At 61.4% G+C, this 23,568-nt stretch carries 17 protein-coding genes and 1 pseudogene; 12 read left to right on the top strand and 6 right to left on the bottom strand.

Annotated elements, in window-relative coordinates:
* The first annotated feature begins 541 nt into the window (after nt 1-541).
* Both AC1DUB_RS19145 and AC1DUB_RS19140 read left to right on the top strand, forming a co-directional pair.
* Nucleotides 542-5,038, top strand: coding sequence for a two-partner secretion domain-containing protein (locus tag AC1DUB_RS19145; protein WP_477730840.1), 4,497 nt, complete (start codon nt 542-544; stop codon nt 5,036-5,038).
* An 86-nt stretch (nt 5,039-5,124) separates the two neighbouring features.
* Complete coding sequence (locus AC1DUB_RS19140; protein WP_477730839.1) at nt 5,125-6,840, top strand: ShlB/FhaC/HecB family hemolysin secretion/activation protein; 1,716 nt, start codon at nt 5,125-5,127, stop codon at nt 6,838-6,840.
* Between the two features lie 27 nt (nt 6,841-6,867).
* Here the strand turns inward: AC1DUB_RS19140 and AC1DUB_RS19135 are convergent, their stop codons facing one another.
* From AC1DUB_RS19135 to AC1DUB_RS19115, 5 genes are all read right to left on the bottom strand, one after another.
* A complete protein-coding gene (locus AC1DUB_RS19135) occupies nt 6,868-7,371 on the bottom strand; it encodes a hypothetical protein (protein ID WP_477730838.1) in 504 nt (167 codons plus the stop codon).
* An 89-nt stretch (nt 7,372-7,460) separates the two neighbouring features.
* A complete protein-coding gene (locus AC1DUB_RS19130; RefSeq protein WP_011483672.1) occupies nt 7,461-7,835 on the bottom strand; it encodes a CBS domain-containing protein in 375 nt (124 codons plus the stop codon).
* Between the two features lie 185 nt (nt 7,836-8,020).
* On the bottom strand, nt 8,021-8,959 hold the full coding sequence (locus AC1DUB_RS19125; protein ID WP_477730837.1) for a 1-phosphofructokinase family hexose kinase: 939 nt from the start codon (nt 8,957-8,959) through the stop codon (nt 8,021-8,023).
* A gap of 30 nt (nt 8,960-8,989) precedes the next feature.
* Nucleotides 8,990-12,106 carry an FAD-binding and (Fe-S)-binding domain-containing protein gene (locus AC1DUB_RS19120; protein ID WP_477730836.1) on the bottom strand — a complete coding sequence of 1,039 codons (3,117 nt, stop codon included), beginning with the start codon at nt 12,104-12,106 and terminating at the stop codon, nt 8,990-8,992.
* A complete protein-coding gene (locus AC1DUB_RS19115) occupies nt 12,103-12,795 on the bottom strand; it encodes a GntR family transcriptional regulator (protein WP_477730835.1) in 693 nt (230 codons plus the stop codon). Before AC1DUB_RS19115 ends, AC1DUB_RS19120 begins: the two co-directional genes overlap by 4 nt.
* 127 nt (nt 12,796-12,922) lie before the next feature.
* Here AC1DUB_RS19115 and AC1DUB_RS19110 point away from each other — a divergent pair, with 127 nt between their 5' ends.
* The 7 genes from AC1DUB_RS19110 to AC1DUB_RS19080 all read left to right on the top strand — a co-directional run bounded on the left by AC1DUB_RS19110 (nt 12,923) and on the right by AC1DUB_RS19080 (nt 20,027).
* Entirely contained in the window at nt 12,923-14,143 is a 1,221-nt protein-coding gene (locus AC1DUB_RS19110) for a pyridoxal-phosphate-dependent aminotransferase family protein (protein WP_477730834.1), read from the top strand.
* A gap of 92 nt (nt 14,144-14,235) precedes the next feature.
* Nucleotides 14,236-15,210, top strand: coding sequence for a Bug family tripartite tricarboxylate transporter substrate binding protein (locus AC1DUB_RS19105; protein WP_477730833.1), 975 nt, complete (start codon nt 14,236-14,238; stop codon nt 15,208-15,210).
* Nucleotides 15,211-15,369: 159 nt separating this feature from the next.
* On the top strand, nt 15,370-16,608 hold the full coding sequence (locus AC1DUB_RS19100) for a CaiB/BaiF CoA transferase family protein (protein ID WP_477730832.1): 1,239 nt from the start codon (nt 15,370-15,372) through the stop codon (nt 16,606-16,608).
* The gene (locus AC1DUB_RS19095) at nt 16,605-17,390 is read left to right on the top strand and encodes an enoyl-CoA hydratase/isomerase family protein (protein ID WP_477730831.1); all 786 of its coding nucleotides are present in this window, start codon (nt 16,605-16,607) and stop codon (nt 17,388-17,390) included. The genes AC1DUB_RS19100 and AC1DUB_RS19095 overlap by 4 nt, the downstream gene beginning before the upstream one ends.
* Nucleotides 17,391-17,536: 146 nt before the next feature.
* The gene (locus AC1DUB_RS19090; protein WP_477730830.1) at nt 17,537-18,661 is read left to right on the top strand and encodes an ABC transporter substrate-binding protein; all 1,125 of its coding nucleotides are present in this window, start codon (nt 17,537-17,539) and stop codon (nt 18,659-18,661) included.
* A 258-nt stretch (nt 18,662-18,919) separates the two neighbouring features.
* Nucleotides 18,920-19,357, top strand: coding sequence for a universal stress protein (locus AC1DUB_RS19085; protein WP_477720357.1), 438 nt, complete (start codon nt 18,920-18,922; stop codon nt 19,355-19,357).
* Nucleotides 19,358-19,373: 16 nt separating this feature from the next.
* A complete protein-coding gene (locus AC1DUB_RS19080) occupies nt 19,374-20,027 on the top strand; it encodes a class I SAM-dependent methyltransferase (protein ID WP_477730829.1) in 654 nt (217 codons plus the stop codon).
* Between the two features lie 29 nt (nt 20,028-20,056).
* Here AC1DUB_RS19080 and nth read toward each other — a convergent pair whose 3' ends face one another.
* Nucleotides 20,057-20,695, bottom strand: coding sequence for an endonuclease III (nth, locus tag AC1DUB_RS19075; RefSeq protein WP_477730828.1), 639 nt, complete (start codon nt 20,693-20,695; stop codon nt 20,057-20,059).
* 33 nt (nt 20,696-20,728) lie between these two features.
* Here nth and AC1DUB_RS19070 point away from each other — a divergent pair, with 33 nt between their 5' ends.
* From AC1DUB_RS19070 to AC1DUB_RS19060, 3 genes and pseudogenes are all read left to right on the top strand, one after another.
* Nucleotides 20,729-21,916 carry an aminotransferase-like domain-containing protein gene (locus tag AC1DUB_RS19070; RefSeq protein ID WP_477730873.1) on the top strand — a complete coding sequence of 396 codons (1,188 nt, stop codon included), beginning with the start codon at nt 20,729-20,731 and terminating at the stop codon, nt 21,914-21,916.
* 291 nt (nt 21,917-22,207) lie between these two features.
* The gene (locus AC1DUB_RS19065) at nt 22,208-23,281 is read left to right on the top strand and encodes an acyltransferase family protein (protein WP_477730827.1); all 1,074 of its coding nucleotides are present in this window, start codon (nt 22,208-22,210) and stop codon (nt 23,279-23,281) included.
* A 106-nt stretch (nt 23,282-23,387) separates the two neighbouring features.
* Nucleotides 23,388-23,568, top strand: a pseudogene (locus AC1DUB_RS19060) (IS5/IS1182 family transposase); the annotation flags it as partial.

The following is a 23,568-nucleotide window of genomic DNA, read 5'->3' as shown; positions in this document are numbered from 1 at the left end:
GCCACGCAATCCCTCTCCGGATTCCCGTGGTTATTTTGTTACTCCCGTCTCACATCTTCGCCAGTGGTTTCCATTCAACTTGCCCTTGCAGCGCTCCTGCCGGGTTCGATGCTGGCTACAAAGTATGACAATTTGTAATTTATCTGTGGAATTCCTCTAAATCAGTAGCGTGCTACCGGTTACTTGAAGTGGAATTCTCTGAAGAGCGAATACGCATTCCACCCTCGCCTGCCGTTCCAGCCCCTCCGGAGGTTGTCGCTTCTCTTCAGATCAAATTGTCTGGAAATCAACAATTTACCAATTGTTGTAGCTATTAAAAAAATAGCGAATGTGGCTATCAATCAGTTCAGCCATACGCGTGACCACACGTGTCTGCCACAGCTTGGAACATGATGAAGTTGCTGTTTGGTATTGCAACTTTCGTAACTTTATGTGTATAAATATTAATTCATGTAACAATGTGTGATGCGGAGCGGTCGCCCCGTTCCGGCCCCTTTAAACCAACCAAAAAAATTCTTACATTATGAAAAGCCACGGCAGCATGAACCGCATCTATCGTTTAGTCTGGAATTCGGCACTGAGCATCTGGGTAGCCGTGGCCGAGAAATCCAGGGGGCGCGGTAAAGCCGGTCCGGGGCGCAGCAGCGTAACAACCGGCATCGCTTCCAGTGGATTCACACTTAAGTCAGCCTGCCGCGCCGCACTTGGCATGTTTGCCGCGCTGGCGCTGTTCACAACACAGGTCCATGCGGGTCCTGCTGGTGGAATCGTGTCAGCTGGCACTGGCGCCATCGTCCAGAGCGGTACCACCACTACCATCAACCAGGCCAGCCAGCGCTTGGCTATTGACTGGAATACCTTCTCCACGGCAGCGGGCGAGTCCGTTGTCTTTGCACAGCCCAACGCCCAGGCGATTGCGCTGAACCGCGTCCTCGGCAGCAGCCCGAGCGAGTTGCTGGGCAGCCTGAGTGCCAACGGCCAGGTCTTTATCCTGAACCCCAACGGCGTGCTGTTTGGCGCAGGCTCGCAGGTCAACGTCGGCGGTCTGGTCGCCTCGACCCTGAGCATGAGCAATGCCGACTTCATGGCCGGCAAGAATGTGTTCACCAAAGAAGTCAACAGCACGGGTACCGTCATCAACCGCGGTACTTTGACTGCCGCAGATGGCGGCTACATTGCCCTGCTGGCCCCTCAAGTGCGAAACGAAGGCGTCATCAGCGCCACGCTGGGTACGGCATTGCTGGCCGCCGGCAACAAGGTCACGCTGAACCTGAACAATGGCAGCCTGCTGGGTTACAGCATTGACCAGGGCGCCCTCAATGCCCTCGCAGACAACCAGCAGCTGATACAGGCTAACGGCGGCCAGGTGCTGATGTCGGCCAAGGCCGCGGATGCATTGAGCATGGCAGTCGTCAACAACACCGGCGTGATCGAGGCGAAAACACTGCAAAACCAGAGCGGCCGTATCCTGCTGATGGGCGACATGGCCAGCGGGCAGGTCAATGTGGCGGGTAAGCTGGATGCTTCGGCGCCCAACGGTGGCGATGGCGGTTTCATCGAGACCAGCGCGACGCATGTGAAGGTGGCGGAGGGGACGGCGGTTACCACCGCTGCGCCTCAAGGCAAGGCGGGCACTTGGCTGATTGATCCCACTGACTACACCATTGCCGCGACGGATCCGGGTAACGGTAGCAGCTACATGTCCAACGGCACATTGGAAGCCAGCCTCGGCAGCGGCAATGTGATTATTCAGACACTGGCAACTGGCGCAGGCAATGGCGATATTTTCGTCAACGATGCCGTGACGTGGAACAGTTCCAATAGCCTGACACTCAACGCAGTCCGAGATGTCAACGTTAACGCAACGATAAAAAGCAGTGTGTACATCAGCGGCACCAACCCCGGGAATGCCGGTGATGTTGCGATCAATGCGGGACGTGACATCGTACTTGGCGTCGCTGGCACGGCAATCGATGCTTCGGTTGGCACAGACGGCGGTGGCACCACCACGGGTCGCGGTGGCGATGTCACACTTACCGCAGGGGGCCGGATTTCGGGTGCATCCAGCGGTATCTCTACCAACGTCTATAAATACCAGGCCGGCGGTACGGGCAGCCGCGGCGGTAACGTTGCAATGACGGCAAACGGAGGCGATGTCAGCATTGGCGCCATCAACACGTCCACCTCGCAAAACGATGCCGGCGGTGCAGTTGGAAATGCTGGAAATGTCACCATCTCCGCCAGTGGTTCTATTACGGTTAATGCAATTACTGCCCGTGCGAATGGACCCGCGAACAATAGCGGAACGACCACTGTGGGCAATGGCGGCACCGTCTCTCTTATTGCAAAAGGTGGCGGGGTTACGATCAATGGCGCCATTGACGTCCGAGCCATTCAAGGCGTCGCAACAAGTGTGGGTCAAGGCGGTACAACATTTATACGCGCAGATGCCAATGGCACTTGCCTTTCCACCAGCGTAAATTGCAGTACCGTGGTTTTTGGGGGCGTAGGCAGCGTTACCACCTCGGGCACAGGCCGAACAGACATTTATTACAACCCAACAACCTACGCTGCACCGACGGATTATTCGGCCCAGGTCAGCGGCGCGTCTACCGCCTGGATGTTGGTAAATGACGTGGGCTCTGAAATAGGTGGAGTACGAGGCCTGCAGGCAATAAACACAAACCTCGCGGGCAGCTACGCGGTGGGTAAGAACGTTGAGGCGTCATCAAGCAGCGGCTGGAACGCCGGTGAGGGCTTTGTTCCTATTGGAAACGGTGCGCAATTCACCGGCAACTTTGACGGCTTGGGCCGCACCATCAATAACCTGACGATCAACAGGCCTTCCACCACTTACGTCGGGCTGTTTGGCAGTGCTGGGGTCGGTTCGGTCATTAAAAACGCCGGAATGGTTGGGGGAAGTGTCAGCGGGTCCCAATTTGTAGGGGCACTCGTGGGCTACAACAACGGCACCATCAGCAACTCATCCGCCACGGGCACCGTGTCTGGTCAGTATTACACCGGTGGATTAGTGGGCTACAACGGAGGCACCATCAGCAATTCATCCGGCGCAGGCACCGTATCTGGTTACGATTACACCGGTGGGCTGGCAGGTTGGAATCAGGGTGTCGTTAATACCTCGTATGGCGCAGGCAGCGTAACTGGTCAGGATTATGCCGGTGGGCTGGTAGGCGTTAACTACAATGGCAGCATCAGCAACGCCTACGCCACGGGAGACGTGTCGGCTTACTATTCCGCAGGCGGACTTGTGGGTTACAGCAGCGGCAGCATCAATGCGACGTATGCCAAGGGGCGTGTATCTGGTACTTACTACCAAGGTGGACTTGCCGGGACCAACTACGGGAGCATTTCCAGCAGTTATTGGGATACCCAGACTTCGGGGCAGTCGGTTGCGACGGGCAACGGGAGCAGCGGTGGCGCAACGGGACTTACGACCGCTCAGGCATTGACGCAATCCAGCTACAGCGGTTTCGACTTCACCAATAGCTGGAAGATCGCCGCCGGCCAAAATGGCGGGTATCCGCAGCTGATATGGCAAGTGTCTCCATTTACCACGATCACATACCTTTTCCCGACCATCACGTCGCTCACCTACAGTGGTATTGATCAATTGCTGAGCACTCTGTTCCCAATAACTTTTGGCGGGACCACCAACACCTTGGTCGCAGGTACGGACTACAACTTCACCTATGGTGGCAATACGGTAACCAGCTTCAGGAATGCCGGGACGTATTCCGATATTTCCATCTCGCTGCTAAATACATCGTATCAACTGGCTTCCACGGGCAATACCAATGGCTCATTGACCATCAACCCCTTCGCCGTCAACCTGACCGGCACCCGCACCTACGACGGCACCGCGAATGTGAGCGCAGCATCACTGTCGATTGGCACACTGGTCGGTAGTGAAACCCTGGTTCTCAGCGGCGAGGGGGCGGTGGCTGACAAGAATGTTGGCGCTGCCAGACAGCTAACACTGGGCACTCTCGCCTTGGGTAATGGAACCGGGCTGGCCAGCAACTACAGCTTTACTGGTGGCATGCAAACAGCAGACATCACGCAGCGCGCACTGACAGTTACGGCCACTGGTATCAACAAGATCTATGACGGCAATACGACCGCAGTCGTCACGCTCGCGGACAACCGCATCGCGGGCGATATCCTGAGCATTGGATCTAGCGCCAGCTTCCTCGATAAGAACGTGGCAGCGGGTAAAGCAGTGAACGTTACTGGCATCGCACTGAGCAGCACCGATGCTGGCAACTACACCGTTAACACTACGGCCAGTGCCTCGGCCGACATCACCCAGCGCGCCCTGACGGTGTTAGCCACCGTCGCGAATAAAGTTTATGACGGCAATACAACTGCCGCGGTGACCCTGGCCGACAACCGCGTTGCTGGCGATGCGCTGACGCTTACGGATACCGCTGCCAATTTTGCCAATAAGAACGCTGGTGCTGCCAAGGCGGTGAGCGTGACTGGCATCAATGTCGCTGGCACCGATGCAAGCAATTACACGTTCAACACTACGGCCAATACGACGGCAAGCATCACGCCCAAAACGCTGACAGCGACTGCCAACAACGACAGCAAGTTTTACGATGGCGCAGCTTACAGTGGCGGCAATGGTGTGACTTTAAACGGCTTTGTGGCCGGCGACACCGCGACTGACATAACAGGTAGCCCGGCCTACAGCGGATCTTCGCAAGGCGCAGTGGCCCCCGGCCGCTACGTGATCACTCCTGGCGGGTTGTCGTCTGCTTCCGGCAACTACGCGCCGAGCTATGTCGACGGTTCGCTTGCTGTGAATCTGGTCGGTCAAAGCAATGCTGCGCTCGGTACAGCAGAACTGGTGACGGCTTACGAAAGCGTGCTGCAACACAAGTCCGCTCCTGCCAGGCCAGCTGCACCACAAACGCCCGAGACAACCGAACGCCAACGCGGCAATTCGCTGGTTGATGTCGTGAACTGCGGCGTGCTGATGCCCCAAGGTGTCAACGTCTCGGCCTGCCAGTAAACGGCAGATCCAAGCTCTCGATCAAGGCAATTGACCCTTTCGGGGTCTTTTGCCTTGACCTATCCATTTACCGTTTTCTACCTCGTATGAAATTCACCTCACGTACTTCACGTCACTGCCCACTGGCTCTGTCGGCCATTACCCTGGCGCTCTGCGCTTTTGGTCCCGTTGCATGGGCGCAAATCCAGCCTCAAATCCAGCCTGTACCCGACGCCGGGCAGGTGCTGCGCGATCTGCAGCAAGCCCCGACATTCACTGCGCCCCAGGCCGCACCCATCCAGCGCCCTGACGATGCCTCCGATGCTGGCCAAAAAGACGAGGCTAAGGCGCTCGTCAAGTCGGTAGTCATCACCGGCAACCAGGAACTGCCTGCCAGTGAGTTGCAGCCGCTGGTGGCTGACCTTGTCGGCAAGGAACAATCGTTGAGCCAGCTCAATGCAGCAGCACGCCGCATCACCGCCTATTACCGCAGCCGTGGTTTTGCGGTGGCAAGGGCCTACCTGCCAGCCCAGGACATCACCAGTGGCGCCGTGACCATCAGCGTCATCGAAGGCCGGGTGTCGACTCACAGCGTCAAGAACCAGTCGCGCCTGTCAGACGATCGCGCCAACGCCTACTTTGACCGGATCAAGGATGGCGACGTCGTCAGGTCCGAGCAAATAGACCGCAGTCTGCTGTTGGTGCAAGACACTCCCGGGGTGGGCAACTCACGCGCGACATTGCAGCCCGGTGCCAGCGTCGGCACCTCCGAACTGCTGATTGAGGTTACCCCCGCGAGTGCCTACTCCGGCAGCGTGGCGCTTGACAACTATGGCAGCCGCTATACCGGTGAGTACCGGCTGTCGGGCAACTTCAACCTGGCCAGTCCGCTGAAGATCGGCGACCAGCTCAGCTTCACCGCATTGACCAGTGGTGAGAACCTGAGTTTCGGCCGGCTCGCCTACCAGATGCCCGTCGGCTCGGATGGTTTACGCGTGGGCGCGGCCTACTTTGACACCCATTACAAGCTGGATAAAGAATTTGCGGCACTTGACGCCCACGGCACGGCCAGCAGCACCAGCGTGTTTGCCGCTTATCCATTTGTGCGCAGCCAGCTTAAAAACCTGAGTGGAACCGTCTCCCTGGAAGACAAGCGGCTCAAGGACTACGTCGATGCGACAGCCACCGCGACCGGCAAGAAAGTCACGGTCACCAGCCTGGGTCTGGCCGGCAACCTGCAGGACGCCCTGGGCGGCGGCGGCATCAACAGCTTCGATCTTTCTGCGGCGTTTGGCCAATTGAGCATTAACTCGCCTAGCGCGTTGGCCATTGATGCGGCATCGGCCCGCTCCAGCGGCGGCTACACCCGGGTGTCTTACAACGTCAGCCGCTTGCAGCGCCTGTCCAATACCAGCCAGCTGTCGATCTCGCTCACGGGCCAGCAGGCCAGCAAGAACCTGGATTCATCCGAAAAGTTTTCGCTCGGCGGCGTCAATGGCGTGCGGGCCTATCCCCAAAGTGAAGGTACCGGTGATGAGGGTTACCGGGCAACGGTGGAGTTGCGGCACAGCCTCACAACCAGCCTTCAGGCCACGGTGTTCTATGACGCGGGTAAGGTCACGATCAACCGGAATCCCTTTGGGCCGCCGGCATCCAATAGTCGCAACCTGGCGGGTGTTGGTGTGGGGCTGAATGCCAGTCTGGCTGGCGTCCAGTTGCGGTCCTCGCTGGCCTGGCGCACCGATGGTGGGCTTCCGACCTCGGTACCGGCATCGGCTGCGAAGCGACCCACCCTTTGGGTGCAGGGCGCAGTGGCCTTTTAACCGGGGCGCGAGTGGTGCTTTAGCCTCTTAGCCGGGGACGCGCTTCAGGGGCCCAAAGCAGGCCTGAAGCGACTCGGCCTTGCAGACGATGAACTGGTCCTTCTGGGGGTTGAACTGGATGAAGCGGGTAACGCTCTCCGTGGCGCTTCCTTCCGGGCTTTCATGCAGGTCGCCCGAGCAGTCGCGCTTGCCGTTGCTGGCGGTGACTGTTTCGGCGAGCCGGTAGAAGCCCAGCAGGCCAGGCGTACGTGGTATTTCGTAATTGCCCTGTGTGACCTCTTCACCGCTGGTACTCAGCCGGGTGCCATTGGCGCCGTACTGCCAGGTTTCGGTACAGGGCTTGCCGGGCAATGTCCAGGTCCACGTTCCTACGAGCGGGTGGGGCCCGGGTGCTGCCGGCAAGGCGGGGGCAGGCTTGGGTGGCTTGGGTGCCTTGGCGGCACAGCCGCAGAGCAGGGCGGCGACAAGCAGCGCATGGATTTGGCGGAATGCAGGGGGCCTGCTTCCGGGGTGGCGTGGTAAAGACTTCATGGGGTGATTATGAAGAAGCCTGGAGTCACCTCGAGCAAGCCGGCGCCACCAGGTGCCACCGGCTGCCATCTGGAGTTGCCCTGCTGTCACTACACGAAGGTGCGCACGAAGTCGAGTGAGGAGACGACCCCCTTGATATGCGTGCCCTCCGCCACAACCACATGGTGAATATTCATGGCGACCATCAAGCTTGCCACTTCGCTGAGGGTGGCGTCCGGGCGCACGGTGATCGGTTTGTAGGTGCAGAGCTGCCAGGCGCTGACTTTCTGGAAGGGCTTGCCTTCGGCATGCAGGCGCAGCAGGTCCGCGCTGCTGATGACGCCCAGGACCACGCCGTCGGCATTGGCCACCGGCACCCATGACAGGCCCTTGGCCACCATTTGTGCCTCGACGGATTGCGCCGTGTCGTCCAGGCCGACCAGGCACACTTCGCGGTGCATCAATGACGATATTTTTTTGCTCATGACATGCTCCCGGCCGCCGGTGGCGGTGTTTGACGCGCCGGCGCGGCGCTGCGTGGCGCCCGCCCTTATGCCGTCCCCATGTACCGCGAGCCTGGCTACGAATCGGGCGCTTTTCCTGATTCTGCTACTTTTGATTCCGCTATTTGCGGGTCGGGTACTAGTGCAGTGTTGCATGCAACACTGCACTAAACCTCTTCGATGATCACATCCTTGCTAAGGCGCTCGACATCTGCCGCCTGGCACAGGGCCGTTCCCGCCGTGAGCAGGGCCGCCGCGCCGGACGCCATGCCGTATCGAAACGCCTGCGCCAGGTCGCCACCACGGTTCAGCGTCCAGACCAGGCCGCCGACAAAGCTGTCGCCGGCGCCGATGGTGCTGGCCACCTTGACCGGCACGCCCCGTGCCCGCAGCGCCGTGTCAGCGGTGACAAGCAAGGCCCCGTCCTCACCCAGCGACAGCGCCACGACCTGCGCCTGTCCGGCCAGAATGATCCGCCTCGCCGTCTCGCGCCACTGCGGCTCGCCTGCCAGCGGCAAGCCGGTCAGTTCGCGCAGCTCCTGAAGGCTGGGTTTGATCAGGTACACCCCTTTTGCCAGCACTGCTGCCAGTGCCGGCCCCCACGTGTCCACCACCACGCGGCTGCCGCGCGAGCGGGCCAGCCGCGTGAGTTGGGCATAAAAGTCGTCAGGCACCCCCGGGGGCAGGCCGCCGCTCGCCACCACATAAGCGGGCGGTACGTCGAGCTTGCTGACAAAGTCCAGGCAGGCTTGCCACTCCGGCGCCGTCAGGGCCGGCCCGGGCAGCACAAAGCGGAAGTCCCGCCCGCTGGATGTTTCGCGGACGGAAAAGCTTTCGCGGGTTTCCCCGGCAATGGGGATCCAGTGGCTGCGCACCTGCTCCCGGTCAAGCAGTTTTCGCAGCCGTTGCCCGTTCACGCCCCCCGCCAGAAAGAGCGCGAGACAGTCGCCGCCGAGCCGCTGCACGACGCGAGCCACGTTGACTCCACCGCCGCCAGGATGCAATTGCGCGGCGGCGCATCGCAGCTTGTGCGTGTGCATGACCTTGTCGGTTGAGGTGGAGACGTCCAGGGCCGGGTTCATGGTGATGGTCAGGATGTCAGCCATGGCCGTCACTTGCTCCCGTGTTTCCCTGCCTCAGGCCCGCAGCTGCCGCGCCAGCAGCACGGCGACATGAATCGCCTCGCGCTGCGCACCGTCCTTGATCTGGTGCCGGCAACTGGTGCCGTCGGCCACCACGATGGCATCCGGCTGCTTGCGCACGGCCGGCAGCAGGCTGAGTTCGGCCATCTGCATGGACACCTCGTAGTGGCTGGCCTCGTAGCCGAAGCTGCCGGCCATGCCGCAGCAGCTTGATTCGATCAGTTCAGGCTGGGCGCCCGGTATCAGCTTGAGCACATCCATGATGGGAGTCACCGCACCAAAAGCCTTCTGGTGGCAGTGGCCGTGCAGCAGGATAGGCCGGGTGGCCGGCTGGAGCGCGGCCTTCAGGGTTTCCAGCTTGCCGGCAGCTGCCTCGCGTGCCAGGAACTCTTCCAGCAACAGCGCGTGCTGGCTGATGGTTTGCGCTGCGCTGCGCAGTCCCATCACCAGCATTTCGTCGCGCAGGGTCAGCAGGCACGAGGGCTCCAGCCCGACGATGGCGATTCCTTTTTCGGCGAAGGGCAGCAGGGCGTCTGTCAGTTCACGTGCCTTGGCCTTGGCTTCCGCGATCATGCCGCTGGCAAGGTAGGTCCGGCCGCAGCACAGGCTCTTGCCGTCCGCTATGGTTTTTGTCGCTACGTGCACCGTATAACCGGCGGTCTGCAGCACCTTCAATGCCGAAACTGCATTTCTGGATTCGAAGTAGCCGTTGAAGGTGTCCACGAACAGCACCACGGGCTTGCTGGCGGCCAGCACCTCTTCGCGTGTGGCGCTGACGGGGGCCGAGTTGAAGAAGGTTTTCGTCTTCCATTGCGGCAGCGTGCGCCGGGCAGACAAGCCCAGCAGTCTTTCACTCAAGGCCGCCAGGCCCGGAATGCTGTCGCGCAGGTTGAGCAGCGGCGCAAAGCGGCTGGCCCAGTGGGCGTAGTCGGGCAAGTAGGCCACCAGCTTGTCCTTGAGCGTGTAGCCGTGCCTGGCCTTGTAGTGGTGCAAAAACTCCACCTTCATTTTGGCCATGTCCACGCCGGTAGGGCAGTCGCGCTTGCAGCCCTTGCAGCCGACGCACAGGTCCATGGCCTCGTGCACGGCGTCGCTGGTGAAAGCGTCTTCCGCCTTCATGCCCTCCAGCTGACCCGACAGCGCCAGCCGCAGCGTGTTGGCCCGCCCCCGCGTCAGGTGTTTTTCGTCGCGCGTGACGCGGTAGCTCGGGCACATGGTGCCGGCATCAAATTTGCGGCAGTGGCCATTGTTGTTGCACATCTCCACCGCCTTGGCAAAGCCGTGGGCGGGGTCGCCGCCGGTGCCGGGCGCGCTGGTCTGCTCGGTCACCGGGTCGTTTTGCACGTCCCAGGCGCTCCAGTCCAGCGCGGGCCGGATGGGGATCACCTTGTACCCGGGCGGAAAGCGCATCAGCCGGGTGTCGTCCATTTTGGGCAGCGGATGCCCGGCTGACGCAACGATGCGCCCCGGACTGAGCAAATTCAGCGGATCGAGGTAGTTCTTGATCTGCGCAAACGCATCGTTGATTTTGGGACCGAACTGCCACTGCACCCATTCGCCGCGGCACAGCCCGTCGCCATGCTCGCCGCTGTAGGCGCCCTTGTAGTGGCGCACCAGCGCGGAGGCTTCTTCGGCAATGGCGCGCATCTTGGCGCCACCATCCCGGCGCATGTCGAGGATGGGCCGCACATGCAGCGTGCCGACGGACGCATGCGCGTACCAGGTGCCCTTGCTGCCGTATTTGCGAAACACCTGCGTGAGCGCATCGGTGTACTCGGCCAGATGCTCCAGCGGCACGGCGCAGTCTTCAATAAAACTCACTGGCTTGCCGTCGCCCTTGAGGCTCATCATGATGTTGAGGCCGGCCTTGCGCACTTCCCACAGGTTTTTCTGCGGCGCATCGTCAATCATTTCCACCACCGAGCCGGGCAGGCCCAGGTCGCCCATCAGCTCCACCAGCTGTTTGATTTTGGGAGCGAGTTCGGCTTTGGAGGCACCTGAAAATTCGACCAGCAAGATGGCATCGGGCTGGCCGATCAGCGCGGTGCGCACCGTGGGCGCAAAAGCGGGGTTTTGCAACGACAGCTCTATCATCGTGCGGTCGACCAGCTCGACGGCCGTCAGCGTGGCCCCGAATACGCCGCCGTGTCCGTCTGAATTTGCCAGTTTGACGATGTGCTGGGCCGAGTCCATGGCCTGGTAAAACGTGGGAAAGTTCACCACGCCCAGTACCTTGGTGCGCGGCAGTTCACTGAGGCGCAGCTTCAGTGACCGCGTGAGTGCCAGCGTGCCTTCGCTGCCCACCAGCAGGTGGGCCAGGTTGACCGAGCCGTCTTGGGTGTAGGGCTTCTCGTTCTGGTTGTTGAAGATGTCCAGGTTGTAGCCCGCCACGCGGCGCAGCACCTTGGGCCAGTGCGCCTGCAGTTCGGGCCGAAGCTGGTCCGACAGCGTTTTGACATGGTCGCCGAGGGCGCGCGCCTCGCCGCTGGCGCTGTCGTAACGACCCAGCTCCAGCAGACGGCCGTCAGAGCGCCAGGCCGTTGCGCCCAGCACGTTGTGCACCATGTTGCCGTAGGCGATGCTGCGGCTGCCGCAGGAGTTGTTGCCGGCCATGCCGCCCAGCGTGGCCTGCGCGCTGGTGGACACATCCACCGGGTACCACAGGCCGTGTTGTTTCAGCGCGGCATTGAGGTGATCCAGCACAATGCCGGGCTCGACCTCGGCGGTGCGCTCCTGCGGGTCCACATGCAGGATGCTGCGAATATGTTTGGCGTAGTCGATCACCAGGCCGGCGCCCACCGTCTGGCCGCACTGGCTGGTACCGCCGCCGCGGGGCACGATGGGTACCTGCAGGTCGCGGCAAATGTCCAGCGCGGTTTTCACATCATCGGCCGTGCGCGGCACAAACACACCGACCGGCATCACCTGGTAGATGGAGGCGTCGGTGGCGTAGCGGCCCCGGTCTGCCGGCGAGAACAGCACTTCGCCGCGCGTTTCGCTGGCCAGGCGGGCGGCCAGGCGGCCGGCGACTTCATTGCTGACGCGCGCCACGTCGTCATAGGCCCGGGCAGCGGCCTCCTGCGTGATCTTGAGGGGGAGGGGAGCGTTCATGCTTTGGCGGAGGAAGGATGGGTCTTGGCAGCGCGCAGCTGCTCGATCACCACATCCTGTTTGTGGATCAGGTGGCTGGCCAGCACGGCACGCATGGCAACCGGGTCGCGCGCACTGAGCGCTTCAATCATCAGTTCGTGCTCTTTCACGGCATCTTTCCACTTCTCCCCATCCTGGTTGGAGCGAAAGCGCAACGCCTGCAGGCGGGCGTTGACCTGGTTGTAGGTCGCCGTGAGCACCGGGTTTTTGGCGGCGGCGTTGATGGCGTTGTGAATGGCCGCATTGAGCCGGTAATAGCCCGGCAGGTCGCGGCGCGTGTAAGCCGCCAGCATCTCGTAATGCATGGCCTTGATCTCGGCCAGTTCGGACTCGGTGATGCGCTGGGCCGCCAGCTCGCCGGACTGGGCCTCCAGGCCCGACATGACCTCGAAGGTATTCAGCACATCGGCTTTGGTCAGCTCGACCGCGATCGCGCCCCGGTTGGGCAGCAGCTCGACCAGCCCTTCGGCGGCCAGCATTTTGATCGCCTCCCGAAGCGGTGTGCGCGAGACGTTGAGTACTTCGCTCAACTCCCGTTCGTTGAGCTTGGCGCCGGGCGGAATGCGGTTTTCCACCAGCATCTCGCGCAGGCGGTGGGCCACCTGCTCATGCAGTGCGGCACGCGGAATGGGAATGACATTTGCTGACATGGCTAAATTTTGTATGCAAAAAAAGTGGTTGTCAAATCCATCGTTTACCCTTGGTTAGGTTGACAAATGAATTTTGTATGCAAAAAATACGACTTCACTCTATTATCGCCTTGAGGAACCACCCCGCATGTTGACGCTCGATTTTCATCCCACCGGCCGCCATTTCCTGCAGATTCCCGGCCCGTCACCGGTACCTGACCGTATCTTGCGGGCCATGAGCCTGCCCACGATTGATCACCGCGGTCCGGAGTTTGCGGCGCTGGGCCTCAAGGTGCTGGCTGACATCCGGAAAATCTTTCAGACCAAACAGCCCGTCATCATCTACCCGGCCTCGGGGACCGGTGCCTGGGAGGCGGCGCTGGCCAATACGCTGAGCCCGGGCGACCATGTGCTGATGTATGAAACCGGCCACTTTGCCGCGTTGTGGCACAAGCTGGCGGCGCGCCTGGGCCTGAAAACCGAAGTGATGAGCTTGTCCGGCGCCGAGGCCTGGCGCCATGGTGTGCGGGCCGACATGATCGAGGAGCGGCTGAAGGCGGACACGCAGCACAGCATCAAGGCGATCTGCGTGGTGCACAACGAAACCTCCACCGGCGTGACCAGCAACATCGCGGCCGTGCGCAAGGCCATCGATGCCGCCAAACACCCGGCGCTGCTGCTGGTGGACACCATCTCCGGACTGGCCTCGGCCGACTACCGGCACGACGAGTGGGGCGTGGACGTCAGCATCAGCGGCTCGCAGAAAGGCTTGATGCTGCCGCCCGGCATCAGTTTCAACGCCGTGTCGGCCAAGGCCCTCGAAGCCAGCAAAACGGCCCGGCTGCCGAAATCGTTCTGGGCCTGGGACGAGATCATTGAAATGAACAAGACCGGCTACTGGCCGTCGACACCCAACACCAACCTGCTGTACGGGCTCAACGAAGCCTGCGACATGCTGCTGGAGCACGGGCTGGACGTGGTGTTTGCGCGGCACCTGCGCTGGGCTGAAGGCGTGCGCGCCGCGGTCAGGGCCTGGGGCCTGCAGATCCAGTGCGCCGACCCGGCCGTGTATTCGCCCGTGTTGACCGGCGTGATGACGCCCGAAGGCATAGACGCCGACGCCGTGCGCAAGATCATCTACGAGCGCTTTGACTGCTCACTGGGCACGGGCCTGGGCAAAGTCAAGGGCAAGATGTTTCGCATTGGCCACCTGGGCGACTGCAACGACCTGACCCTGATGGCGGCGCTGTCGGGCTGCGAGATGGGTCTCAAGCTCGCGGGCGTCAAGCTGGCGGGCTCGGGCGTGCAGGCCGCAATGGACCATTTTTCAAGCCATGCCGCCGTGGTGCCGCTGCGCAAGGCAGCCTGACGACCTCTTTTTTTTCCACGTTCCACTTTTCACTTTCCTGTTTGCCGAGTTTCGCTACATCACAACTATTAACTATTCCTGGAGACAAAACCATGCAACGCAGAACCTTCGTAACCGTCAGCGCGGCCAGCGCCGCCACACTCGCCTTTCCCTCGCTGATGGCGCAGACCCTGCCCAACGGGCCGATTCGCATCGTGGTGGGCTTTGCCCCTGGCGGCGGCACCGACATCCTGGCGCGGGTGATCGGTCAGAAGCTCGGCGACATGTGGAAGACGCAGGTCATCGTCGAGAACAAGGCGGGCGCCTCGGGAACCATCGCTGCCGACTACGTGGCCAAGCAGCCCGGTGACGGCAACACCTTGCTGATGGCGCACATCAACAGCCAGGCGATCACGCCCGCCCTGCAGAAAGTGAACTACGACGCGGCCAGGGACTTCCAGCCGGTCGTGTTGGTCGGCATCACGCCGAACCTGCTGATCTGCAACGAAAACCAGCCGGCCAAGACCGTGAAGGATCTGGTCGAGTTGTGCCGCGCCAACCCGGGCAGTGTGAGCTTCGGCTCGGCCGGCACGGGCAGCGCGCAGCACCTGGCGCTGGAGATGTTCATGCTGGCCGCCAAGGTCAAGGCCATCCACGTGCCGTACAAGGGCTCGGGCCCGATGCTCACCGACCTGATCGGCGGGACCATTCAGTACAGCTTCGACACCATGACGGCGGCCACGCCCCACGTGAAGAGCGGCAAGGCCATCGCCCTTGCGCAGACGCGCCAGCAGCGCGTGGGCGCCTACGCCAACGTTCCGACCATGGCCGAGTCGGGCTTCCCCGGCTTCGAGGCGACGACGTGGTACGGGCTGGCCGGTCCCGCGAAGATGCCTCTGGCCATGGCCAAGCGCATGAACGAGGATGTCAACAAGGTCATGCTGATGCCCGACGTGATGGAAAAACTGGCGGCCTCGGGCGCCCAGGATGGCGGTGGCTCGACCGAAAAGTTCGGGGACTTCATGCGCGCCGAGCAGATCAAGTGGGCCAAGATCATCAAGGACGGTGGCGTCAAGGGCGAAGCCTGAGCCATGGGCATCGGGGCGCGCTGAGCCGGTCCTGAAGCCCGTTTTGCTTTTTTCGAGGGTGCTGCCATCGTGGCGGCATCCCAACCGTCGCCTCCCGGGTTGCCTGGGAGGATTTTCCACTTCCGCAAACGATCAACATCCCTCCACAAGGATTACCGAGTGAAAGAAGCGTCAACGAATGAACAGGCGAAGAAAGCGGCGCGTCCGCTGCCCCTGGCCGGTGTGCGGGTGCTCGATGTCAGCCAGGTGATGGCCGGCCCTTATGCCTGCATGTTGCTGGCCGACCTGGGTGCCGACGTGATCAAGGTCGAGCCGCCCGGCGCGGGCGACCAGACGCGCGGCGCGATGGGTTTCAAGATGAAGGGTGCCGACAGCCTGGGTTTCCTGAACATGAACCGCAACAAACGCAGCGTCACGCTCAACCTGAAGTCCAAGGCCGGGCGCGAGGTGCTGTTGCGCATGGTCAAGGACGCCGATATCCTTCTCGAGAACTACCGCCCCGGTGCGATGAAGCGGCTGGGCCTGGGCTACGAGGTCTTGAAAGAAATCAATCCGCGCCTGGTTTACACCAGCATCTCGGGCTTCGGCCAGACCGGACCATGGGCCGACCGACCGGGCTTCGATCTCATGGCGCAAGCCATGTCGGGCGTGATGAGTGTGACCGGCTACCCCAACAGCCCGCCGGTGAAGGCCGGCGTGCCGGTGGCCGACATTGGCTGTGCCCTGTTTGCCGTTTATGCCACCCTGTCGGCCTACATCGGGGCCAAAGTAAGCGGCGAAGGCCAGCATGTGGACGCATCCCTGTTCGACTCGGCGCTGGCTTTCTCGGTCTGGGACATCTGCGACTACTGGGGCACGGGCAAACCACCCGAACCACTGGGCACGTCCAACAAGATGACAGCGCCTTACCAGGCCATGGCCTGCTCGGACGGCTACTTCGTGATGGGCGCCAACAACCAGAAGCTGTGGCAGCAACTGTGCGTGCTGCTGGAGCGGCAGGAGTTGTTGCGGGACCCGCGCTTCACCACCATCTCGCTGCGGCTGGCCAACCGCGCCGCGCTGGAGACTGAGCTGGAGCGCACTTTCCGCCAGCACCCCAAAGACTATTGGGTACAAACCTTGCTCGATGCCGGTATTCCGGCCGGCCCCATCCTCTCCTACCCGGAGGCTTTCGGCAGTGAGCATGCGCGTGCGCGCGGCATGCGCATGGAGATTGACCACCCGGTGGAAGGTTCGGTGCCCAACATCGGCTTTGCGGTCAAGCTGTCCGGCACGCCGCAGCAGGTGCGCCGGCATCCGCCCTTGCTGGGGGAACACACCGACGAGGTGCTCGGCGAGATGGGCATTGGCGCCGGCGAGCTTGCCGAACTTCGGGCGCAAGGCGCGTTTGCAGCATGAGTGACGGGGCAGTACACCTGACGGTCAATGCCGGCGTGGCCTCGGTGGTGTTCGACCGTCCGCAGGCGCGCAATGCCATGACCTGGGCCATGTACGGGCAGCTGGGCCGCATTTGCGAAGCGCTGCAAACGGATCATACGGTTCGCGTCGTGACCTTCGAGGGCGCGGGCGGTGAGGCCTTTGTGGCCGGCACCGACATCGAGCAGTTCCAGGCATTCGAGAGTGGTGAAGATGGCGTGGCCTATGAGCGCACCATCGACCGCGGCATTGGCCTGATCGAATCATTGCCGATGCCGACCGTGGCGGTGATCAGCGGCTGGACCATAGGCGGTGGCCTGGCCATTGCCACCGCCTGCGATTTCCGCCTGGCAACCCCGGCCTCCCGCTTTGGCGTGCCGATTGCCAGGACCCTCGGCAATTGCCTGTCGATGGCCAATCTGGCGCGGCTCAGCGCCGTGTGGGGTATGCAGCGTGTCAAGCGCATGTTGCTGCTTGCCGAACTGCTGAATGCCGATGAAGCCCTGGCATGCGGTTTTCTCCACCAGACCTGCGCGCCCGAAGAACTGGCCGCCGCGGCTGCCCATTTGTGCGAGCGCCTGGCCTCATTGGCTCCGGTCACCCAAAGCGTGACCAAGGAGGGCTTGAGGCGTTTGCTGGTGCAGGGCTTGCCCGAGGCGGAAGACCTGATACGCAGGTGCTACGGCAGTCGCGACTTTCATGAAGGCGTGGAGGCGTTTGTCGCCAAAAGAAGCCCGGTGTGGAAGGGCGAGTGGCGCGTGTAGCGCGACGAGTAGTGCGACGAGTGGTGCGAGTAGTAGTGCGAGTAGTGCATCCGGTCAAGGCCAGGGTGAAAGCCGATCCCTGGCCGCTCGTTGAACGGGCGATGATTTTTATAACAAGTTTTTATATCAAGAGGGTAGAGACATTCATGAGCGCTGTTAATTTTCCAAAGGCGGGCAGCTTGCTGGCATCGCTTCTGTTGTGCTTTGCCAGTTCCGGCGCGCTGGCAGATATCGTCCTCGGTCACTCCGGGGATTTGTCCGGGACCTCCGCGGCCCTGACCACCGACTATGTTCGCGGCATGAACGCGTACTTCGACGACATCAACAAGAAAGGTGGCATCCGCGGCGAGAAGATCAAGCTGGTCAGCCTGGATGATGGCTTCAACCCCGACAGGACGGCCGAGAACACCAAGGCCCTGATTGAAACGCACAACGCGCTGGCGCTGGTGGGTTTTCGCGGCACGGCCAACATGCTGAAAATCGTGCCTATCGTCCAGGCCGCCGGCATTGCCCAGATCGGCAATACCAGCGGCGCCAGGTCATTGCGCGACCCGTATGTGCCGGGGCTGTTTCATCTGCGCGCCAGCACGACCGACGAGATCGAGGCGGCCGTCAACCATGCGTGGACCATCGGCATCAAGAAGATCGCGGTGCTGTACCAGGATGACGCCTTCGGCAAGGAAGGCCTGGAAGCGCTGAACGCCTCCATGCAGAAGCGGGGGGCCGCACCTTCCGCCGTGGCCCCGGTGCCGCGCGGCACGGTGGACGTGGCCAAGGCGATCGACGTGATTGCCGCCGCCCAGCCCCAGGCCGTGATCATGATTGGCCAGGCCAAGCCCAATGCGGCGTTCATCAAGGGCCTTCGCCTCAAGGGCGTGAGCCCGCAGTTTTTTGTGCTCAGCGTGTCGTCGGGCCTGCATGCCGAACTCAAGGAGCCGGCTGCCGGCGTCATCGTCTCCCAGGTGGTGCCTTACCCGTTTACCGAGCTGGGCAACGCGGTGGTGCGCGAGTACCAGACGATCATCTCGCAGGCGGCCGACAAGAAGTTCAGCTACAACAGCATGGAAGGTTTCCTGAACGCCAAACTGGTGGTTCGCACCTTGCAGAAAGCGGCCGCACCGCTCACGCGCGCCAAGGTGATCAGCACGCTGGAGTCATTCACCAGCGAAGACCTCGGCGGCTTTGCCCTGACCTACAGCAAGCAGAGCAACCTGGGCTCGCGCTTCGTCGCCCTGACGATGATTCGCGCCGACGGAACGTTCGCTCGCTGAGCGGCTGGCTGCCCGCCGGCACAGCCTTCCGGGCGGACGGGAGCGGCGGGCATTTTTGGGGCGTCTCCCCATCATGGTGCCACCGTGGCGCCACCACGCAGCTCGCGTCCCGGCCTGCGCCCCGGCTCGCGTCCCCGGCAGCCCGCCCGGCGCGGCCGATCTTGGTTCCCGGTTCCCGGTTATTTCCCATGTGGCCACATTAGGGCTATGCTGGAGGCGCGGCTCGAACCGCGTGACTTTCCAGTCAGGAGGTGACTTATGTACAAGCGTATCTTGTTGGCTTACAACGGTTCCGATGCCGGACAGAAGGCTCTGCTGGACTGCAACGACCTCGCCCAGTGGAGTCAGGCCGAGCTGTTCCTGATTGCTGTCATGCCTTTGTCGATGGGCCTGGTTGGCCTGGAGGGGGGCATTTACAGCAAGGAGTTCGAGGAAAGCGAGAAGAAAAAGTACCAGGCCGTGCTGGACGATGGGCTTGCGCGGCTCTCGCAGTCGGGGCACACCGCCCGCGGCGAAGTGCTGGTCGGCGACGCCGTCGACGAAATCACCAATTACGCGACCAGGATCGACGCCGACCTCATCGTCGTTGGCCACAGGCATCTGGACAGCTGGGCGGCACGCTGGTGGCGCGGCTCCATCTCGGGTGCGCTGATCGAGCACGCGCCGTGTAGCGTGCTCGTCGTGATCACCCCTTGACGAATGCGGCCCAGCGATGTGGACCGATACAACACCCGACCGAGCGGCCGCATTGGCGCAATACCGCAGCCGTGCCAGCTTTTACGATCTTGAACTGGCCTTGTTCGAGCCTATCCGCCAGGAAGCCATCTCGCAACTGGCACTGCGGCGCGGCGACACCGTGCTCGATGTGGGTTGCGGCACCGGCCTGAGCCTGGGGCGGCTGCAGCAGGAGGTCGGCCCGAAGGGGCATGTCATCGGCATCGAGCAGTGTCCCGAAATGCTGCAGCTGGCACAGGGCCGGGTGGAGCAGCAGGGGTGGACCAATGTGACGCTGCTGTGCGCGCCAGTCGAGACGGCAGTCATTGAGCGAATGGCCGATGCGGCGCTCTTTCATTTCACCCACGACATCCTGCGCTCGCCCGAGGCCGTTGCCCATGTCGTCGCGCATCTCAAACCTGCGGCGCACGTGGTGGCCGCGGGAATCCAATGGGCCGGGCCCTGGACCTGGCCGGTCAACTGGTTCGTGCTGCCGATTGCGCTGCACTCCACCACCTCACTCGAAGGGCTGGGCAGTCCCTGGGACAAGCTTGCCGCGCTGCTCGGCCCTCTTGATGTGCAGACCCGCTGCATGGGAGCGATCTACATCGCCAGCGGTGTGCGTGGCAAGCCCAAGCCATCGGGTTCGTAGAACGCCGCCCGGCGACACCGTTACAGCGTTCAGGGCCGTGGCGTCTTGGGCTGAAAGTCGCAGAATGGCTCGACCGCGCACTGCCAGCACAGGGGCTTGCGCGCAGTGCACACATAGCGCCCGTGCAATATGAGCCAGTGGTGCGCATCCACCAGGTATTCGATGGGCACGCGCTTGAGCAACCCGTTCTCGACTTCCCGCGGATTTTTACCCGGCGCCAGCCCGGTGCGGTTGCTCACGCGAAAGATGTGCGTGTCCACCGCCATCACCGCTTCGCCAAATGCCGAGTTGAGCACCACATTGGCCGTTTTGCGGCCGACGCCGGGCAGGGCTTCCAGTGCTTCGCGGGTGCGCGGCACCTGGCCGCCATGCTGCTCGACCAGAATCTTGCAGGTGGCCAGCAGGTTTTTGGCTTTGGTGCGGTACAGACCAATGGTCTTGATGTAGCCCTCCAGGCCTTCCAGTCCCAGGTCCAGAATGGCCTGCGGCGTGGGGGCCACCGGAAACAGCTTGCGCGTGGCCTTGTTGACCCCCACATCGGTGGCCTGCGCCGAAAGCAGCACCGCGGTCAGCAGTTCGAACACGCTCGTATACTTCAATTCAGTAACGGGCTGGGGATTGGCTGCTCGCAAGGTGGCAAAAAACGGCTCGATGTGTTCTTTCTTCATGGACCCGATTTTCCCATGCCTCTTCCTACACCCCTGCAATTTGCCGACCGCCTCAACAACGTCGAAACCTCCGCCATCCGCGAACTGTTCAAACTGCTGGGCAAGCCCGGCATCATCAGCTTTGCCGGTGGCTTTCCCGACCCTGCCATGTTTGATGTGGAGGGCTTGAAGGAAGCCAGCGGCAATGTGCTGAACGAAGAGGCCGGCCCGGCCCTGCAGTACGGCGCCACCGAAGGCTACCAGCCGCTGCGCGACCAGCTCAGCACCTTCATGGCCACCAAGGGCGCCGTGGTGGCTGCCGACCAGCTGATCGTGACCACCGGCAGCCAGCAGGCGCTGGACCTGATCGGCAAAACCATGATCTCGCCCGGCGACAAGGTGATCGTGGAAGGCCCCACCTTTCTGGCCACCATCCAGTGCTTCAGGCTCTATGGCGCAGAACTCATCAGCGCACCCATCGATGCCCACGGCGTGAAGACGGACGAACTCGAAAAATTGATTGCCCAGCACAAGCCGAAGTTTGTGTACCTGATTCCCACTTTCGGCAACCCCAGCGGCGCGCTGTTGAGCCTGGAGCGCCGCAAGAAGGTGCTGGAGCTGGCCGTTCAATACAACACGCTGATCGTTGAGGACGACCCCTATGGCGACCTGTATTTTTCCGAGCCGCCGCCACCGTCCTTACTGGCCCTGAGCGACACCGTGCCCGGCAGCCGCGATCTGCTGGCGCATTGCGGCTCGCTCAGCAAGGTGTTGTCACCGGGCCTGCGCATAGGCTGGCTGATTGCCCAGCCCGCGCTGCTGGCCAAAGCCACCATGTGTAAGCAGTTCAGCGACGCCCACACCAGCACCTTTGCCCAGGCCACGGCGTCCCAATACCTCAAATGCGGGCGCATGCCTTCCACCTTGACCCGAGTGCGTCAGGTGTATGCCGAGCGCGCCGCTGCCATGGGCGCTGCACTGAAGCGCGAACTGGGCGATGCGATCGATTTTGTACAGCCGCAGGGTGGTCTGTTCTTCTGGGCCCGTCTGACGGGTGCAGGTGGCAAGACGAAAGACGCCGGCGAGTTTGCGAAGAAGGCAATCGAGCAGGGCGTGGCGTTTGTGCCGGGTGCGCCGTTTTATGCGAGCAATCCGGATGTCTCGACATTGAGGCTCAGTTTTGCTACGGCGGATGTGGCGAAGATTGAAGAGGGCGTGGGGCGCTTGGGGAAGGCGCTTTAGCCGGACGCGCTGCCGATTTTTGAATCGGTCTTGAGAGTCGTGGTTCGAGCCCGCATGGGGAGCCACTCAGTTCGGAATTGGGGCATTCTTGTCGTGCCCTTTTCTTTTTTTCCGTAGTGAGCAAAACCGCTTTTTTCCGCGCATCACTGGTGTGACAGGATCGTCGCAGCCAACTTCTTCATGGCTTGCCCTCCAATTAGAGGGGGGGAGTTTGTAACAAACCCCGTACTATGTGTCTTTTGTATTTATAGCCCTCGTGTTACATGAACGGGGGTGGGGGCGAAAGTCAAATTGCTAAACGGAATTCAAATCCTCAGAGCGATGGCCGCATTGGGCGTCGTACTTTTTCACTCCGCTATCTATCTCCGGGGCGTGCGGGAGATCACGCCGTTTGTCGATTTCTTCACACGCAATTTCGGCCATGGCGTAATGCTGTTTTTCGCTATCAGTGGCTTCGTGTTGTGGCCTGTGGGCAATAACCTAAGGCCCTTGGAATTCTTGACACGGCGGCTATTGCGAATTTACCCACCGTTTTTGTTTTGCTGTGCCGTGGCGCTGGGTTTGAAGTGGGCTTCGCACATTGGCAGTTATGACTTGGTAGAAACTCTCAAGGCGATGTCTCTGCTGCCATTTGGGCCGATCCCTTATCCCTTGAGCGTCGAATGGTCCCTAGTCTATGAGATGTTCTTTTACTGGGTGTTGTTTGGTATTTGCTTTGTTTCAAACGAAAGAACCCGGCAAAGGCTGTTGGCTGGATGGTCAGTATTTTTGGTTACTTGCTCAATGACAGCGCCACAAGCGACCGTCTCTCTTCCTACCGCCAACCAAGTGGCTCTTTCGGCCTTAAGTTTGCCTTTTGTTGTAGGCGCTCTGACCCGTATCGTTTTTGAACGTCTTCAATACCGGTTGATCTTGACCATTCGGATTTGCGTGAGCTTAATGGCATTTGCATTGACCAGTTTGATCGTTGCTCACTTGGCGGGCCCATCGCCCATTGCCTACCTCTTTTGGGGTCTGGGGTTTTCTGTGATCACCTTTGTGGCGGCCATCCATCCGAAAGCCAATGCCAACGGCGCACTGCGGCTCCTGGGGAAATGGGGCGATTGCTCCTACGGCACTTACTTAATTCATTTTCAAGCAGTCGGGGCCTATGTCCGGGTGATGCAGCACGTGGGCTTGGGAGTCAATGCGTTGTTTGCAAGTACGGTGGCGTTTGCATTGCTGGTGGGCAGTCTATTCGGGTGGGCTGAGTTTCGATTCCACCGGTGGATGACAACACGACAAAGGAGCCACAACCATTCAAGTCCTCCCAATTGCAAGCCAATCAAATCTACCGTCCCGATATCGACGGATTACGTGCAATAGCAGTCATCATGGGGGTTACCTTTCACACATTCCCGGATTTAGAAGTTATCCGTAAATAGTATACTGCTGCTCCGAGCCGTAGCTAACACGGCGCCAGGGCGAAGGAATGGCGACACGCAAGCGAGTCGAATCGTGGGTGGTGACCGATGAATTTTGGCGGCGCGTCGAGCCGTTGATTCCGGTGCGCGAGCGCAGCGCGGACAAGGCGTACGTGCGCAAGGCGGGGGCGGGGCGGCCGCCCAAGCCGGCACGACAAGTGTTCGAGGCGGTCGTCTACGTTTTGCGCA

Source organism: Polaromonas sp. P4_F9 (assembly GCF_056401235.1).
The sequence above is the reverse complement of the archived record's forward strand: the minus strand, read 5'-3'. Positions and strand labels throughout refer to the sequence as shown.

Coding starts and splice junctions, on each gene's coding strand:
- AC1DUB_RS19145 (WP_477730840.1), top strand. CDS start 542: ATGAACCGCATCTATCGTTTAGTCTGGAATTCGGCACTGAGCATCTGG.
- AC1DUB_RS19140 (WP_477730839.1), top strand. CDS start 5,125: ATGAAATTCACCTCACGTACTTCACGTCACTGCCCACTGGCTCTGTCG.
- AC1DUB_RS19135 (WP_477730838.1), bottom strand. CDS start 7,371: ATGAAGTCTTTACCACGCCACCCCGGAAGCAGGCCCCCTGCATTCCGC.
- AC1DUB_RS19130 (WP_011483672.1), bottom strand. CDS start 7,835: ATGAGCAAAAAAATATCGTCATTGATGCACCGCGAAGTGTGCCTGGTC.
- AC1DUB_RS19125 (WP_477730837.1), bottom strand. CDS start 8,959: ATGGCTGACATCCTGACCATCACCATGAACCCGGCCCTGGACGTCTCC.
- AC1DUB_RS19120 (WP_477730836.1), bottom strand. CDS start 12,106: ATGAACGCTCCCCTCCCCCTCAAGATCACGCAGGAGGCCGCTGCCCGG.
- AC1DUB_RS19115 (WP_477730835.1), bottom strand. CDS start 12,795: ATGTCAGCAAATGTCATTCCCATTCCGCGTGCCGCACTGCATGAGCAG.
- AC1DUB_RS19110 (WP_477730834.1), top strand. CDS start 12,923: ATGTTGACGCTCGATTTTCATCCCACCGGCCGCCATTTCCTGCAGATT.
- AC1DUB_RS19105 (WP_477730833.1), top strand. CDS start 14,236: ATGCAACGCAGAACCTTCGTAACCGTCAGCGCGGCCAGCGCCGCCACA.
- AC1DUB_RS19095 (WP_477730831.1), top strand. CDS start 16,605: ATGAGTGACGGGGCAGTACACCTGACGGTCAATGCCGGCGTGGCCTCG.
- AC1DUB_RS19090 (WP_477730830.1), top strand. CDS start 17,537: ATGAGCGCTGTTAATTTTCCAAAGGCGGGCAGCTTGCTGGCATCGCTT.
- AC1DUB_RS19085 (WP_477720357.1), top strand. CDS start 18,920: ATGTACAAGCGTATCTTGTTGGCTTACAACGGTTCCGATGCCGGACAG.
- AC1DUB_RS19080 (WP_477730829.1), top strand. CDS start 19,374: ATGTGGACCGATACAACACCCGACCGAGCGGCCGCATTGGCGCAATAC.
- nth (WP_477730828.1), bottom strand. CDS start 20,695: ATGAAGAAAGAACACATCGAGCCGTTTTTTGCCACCTTGCGAGCAGCC.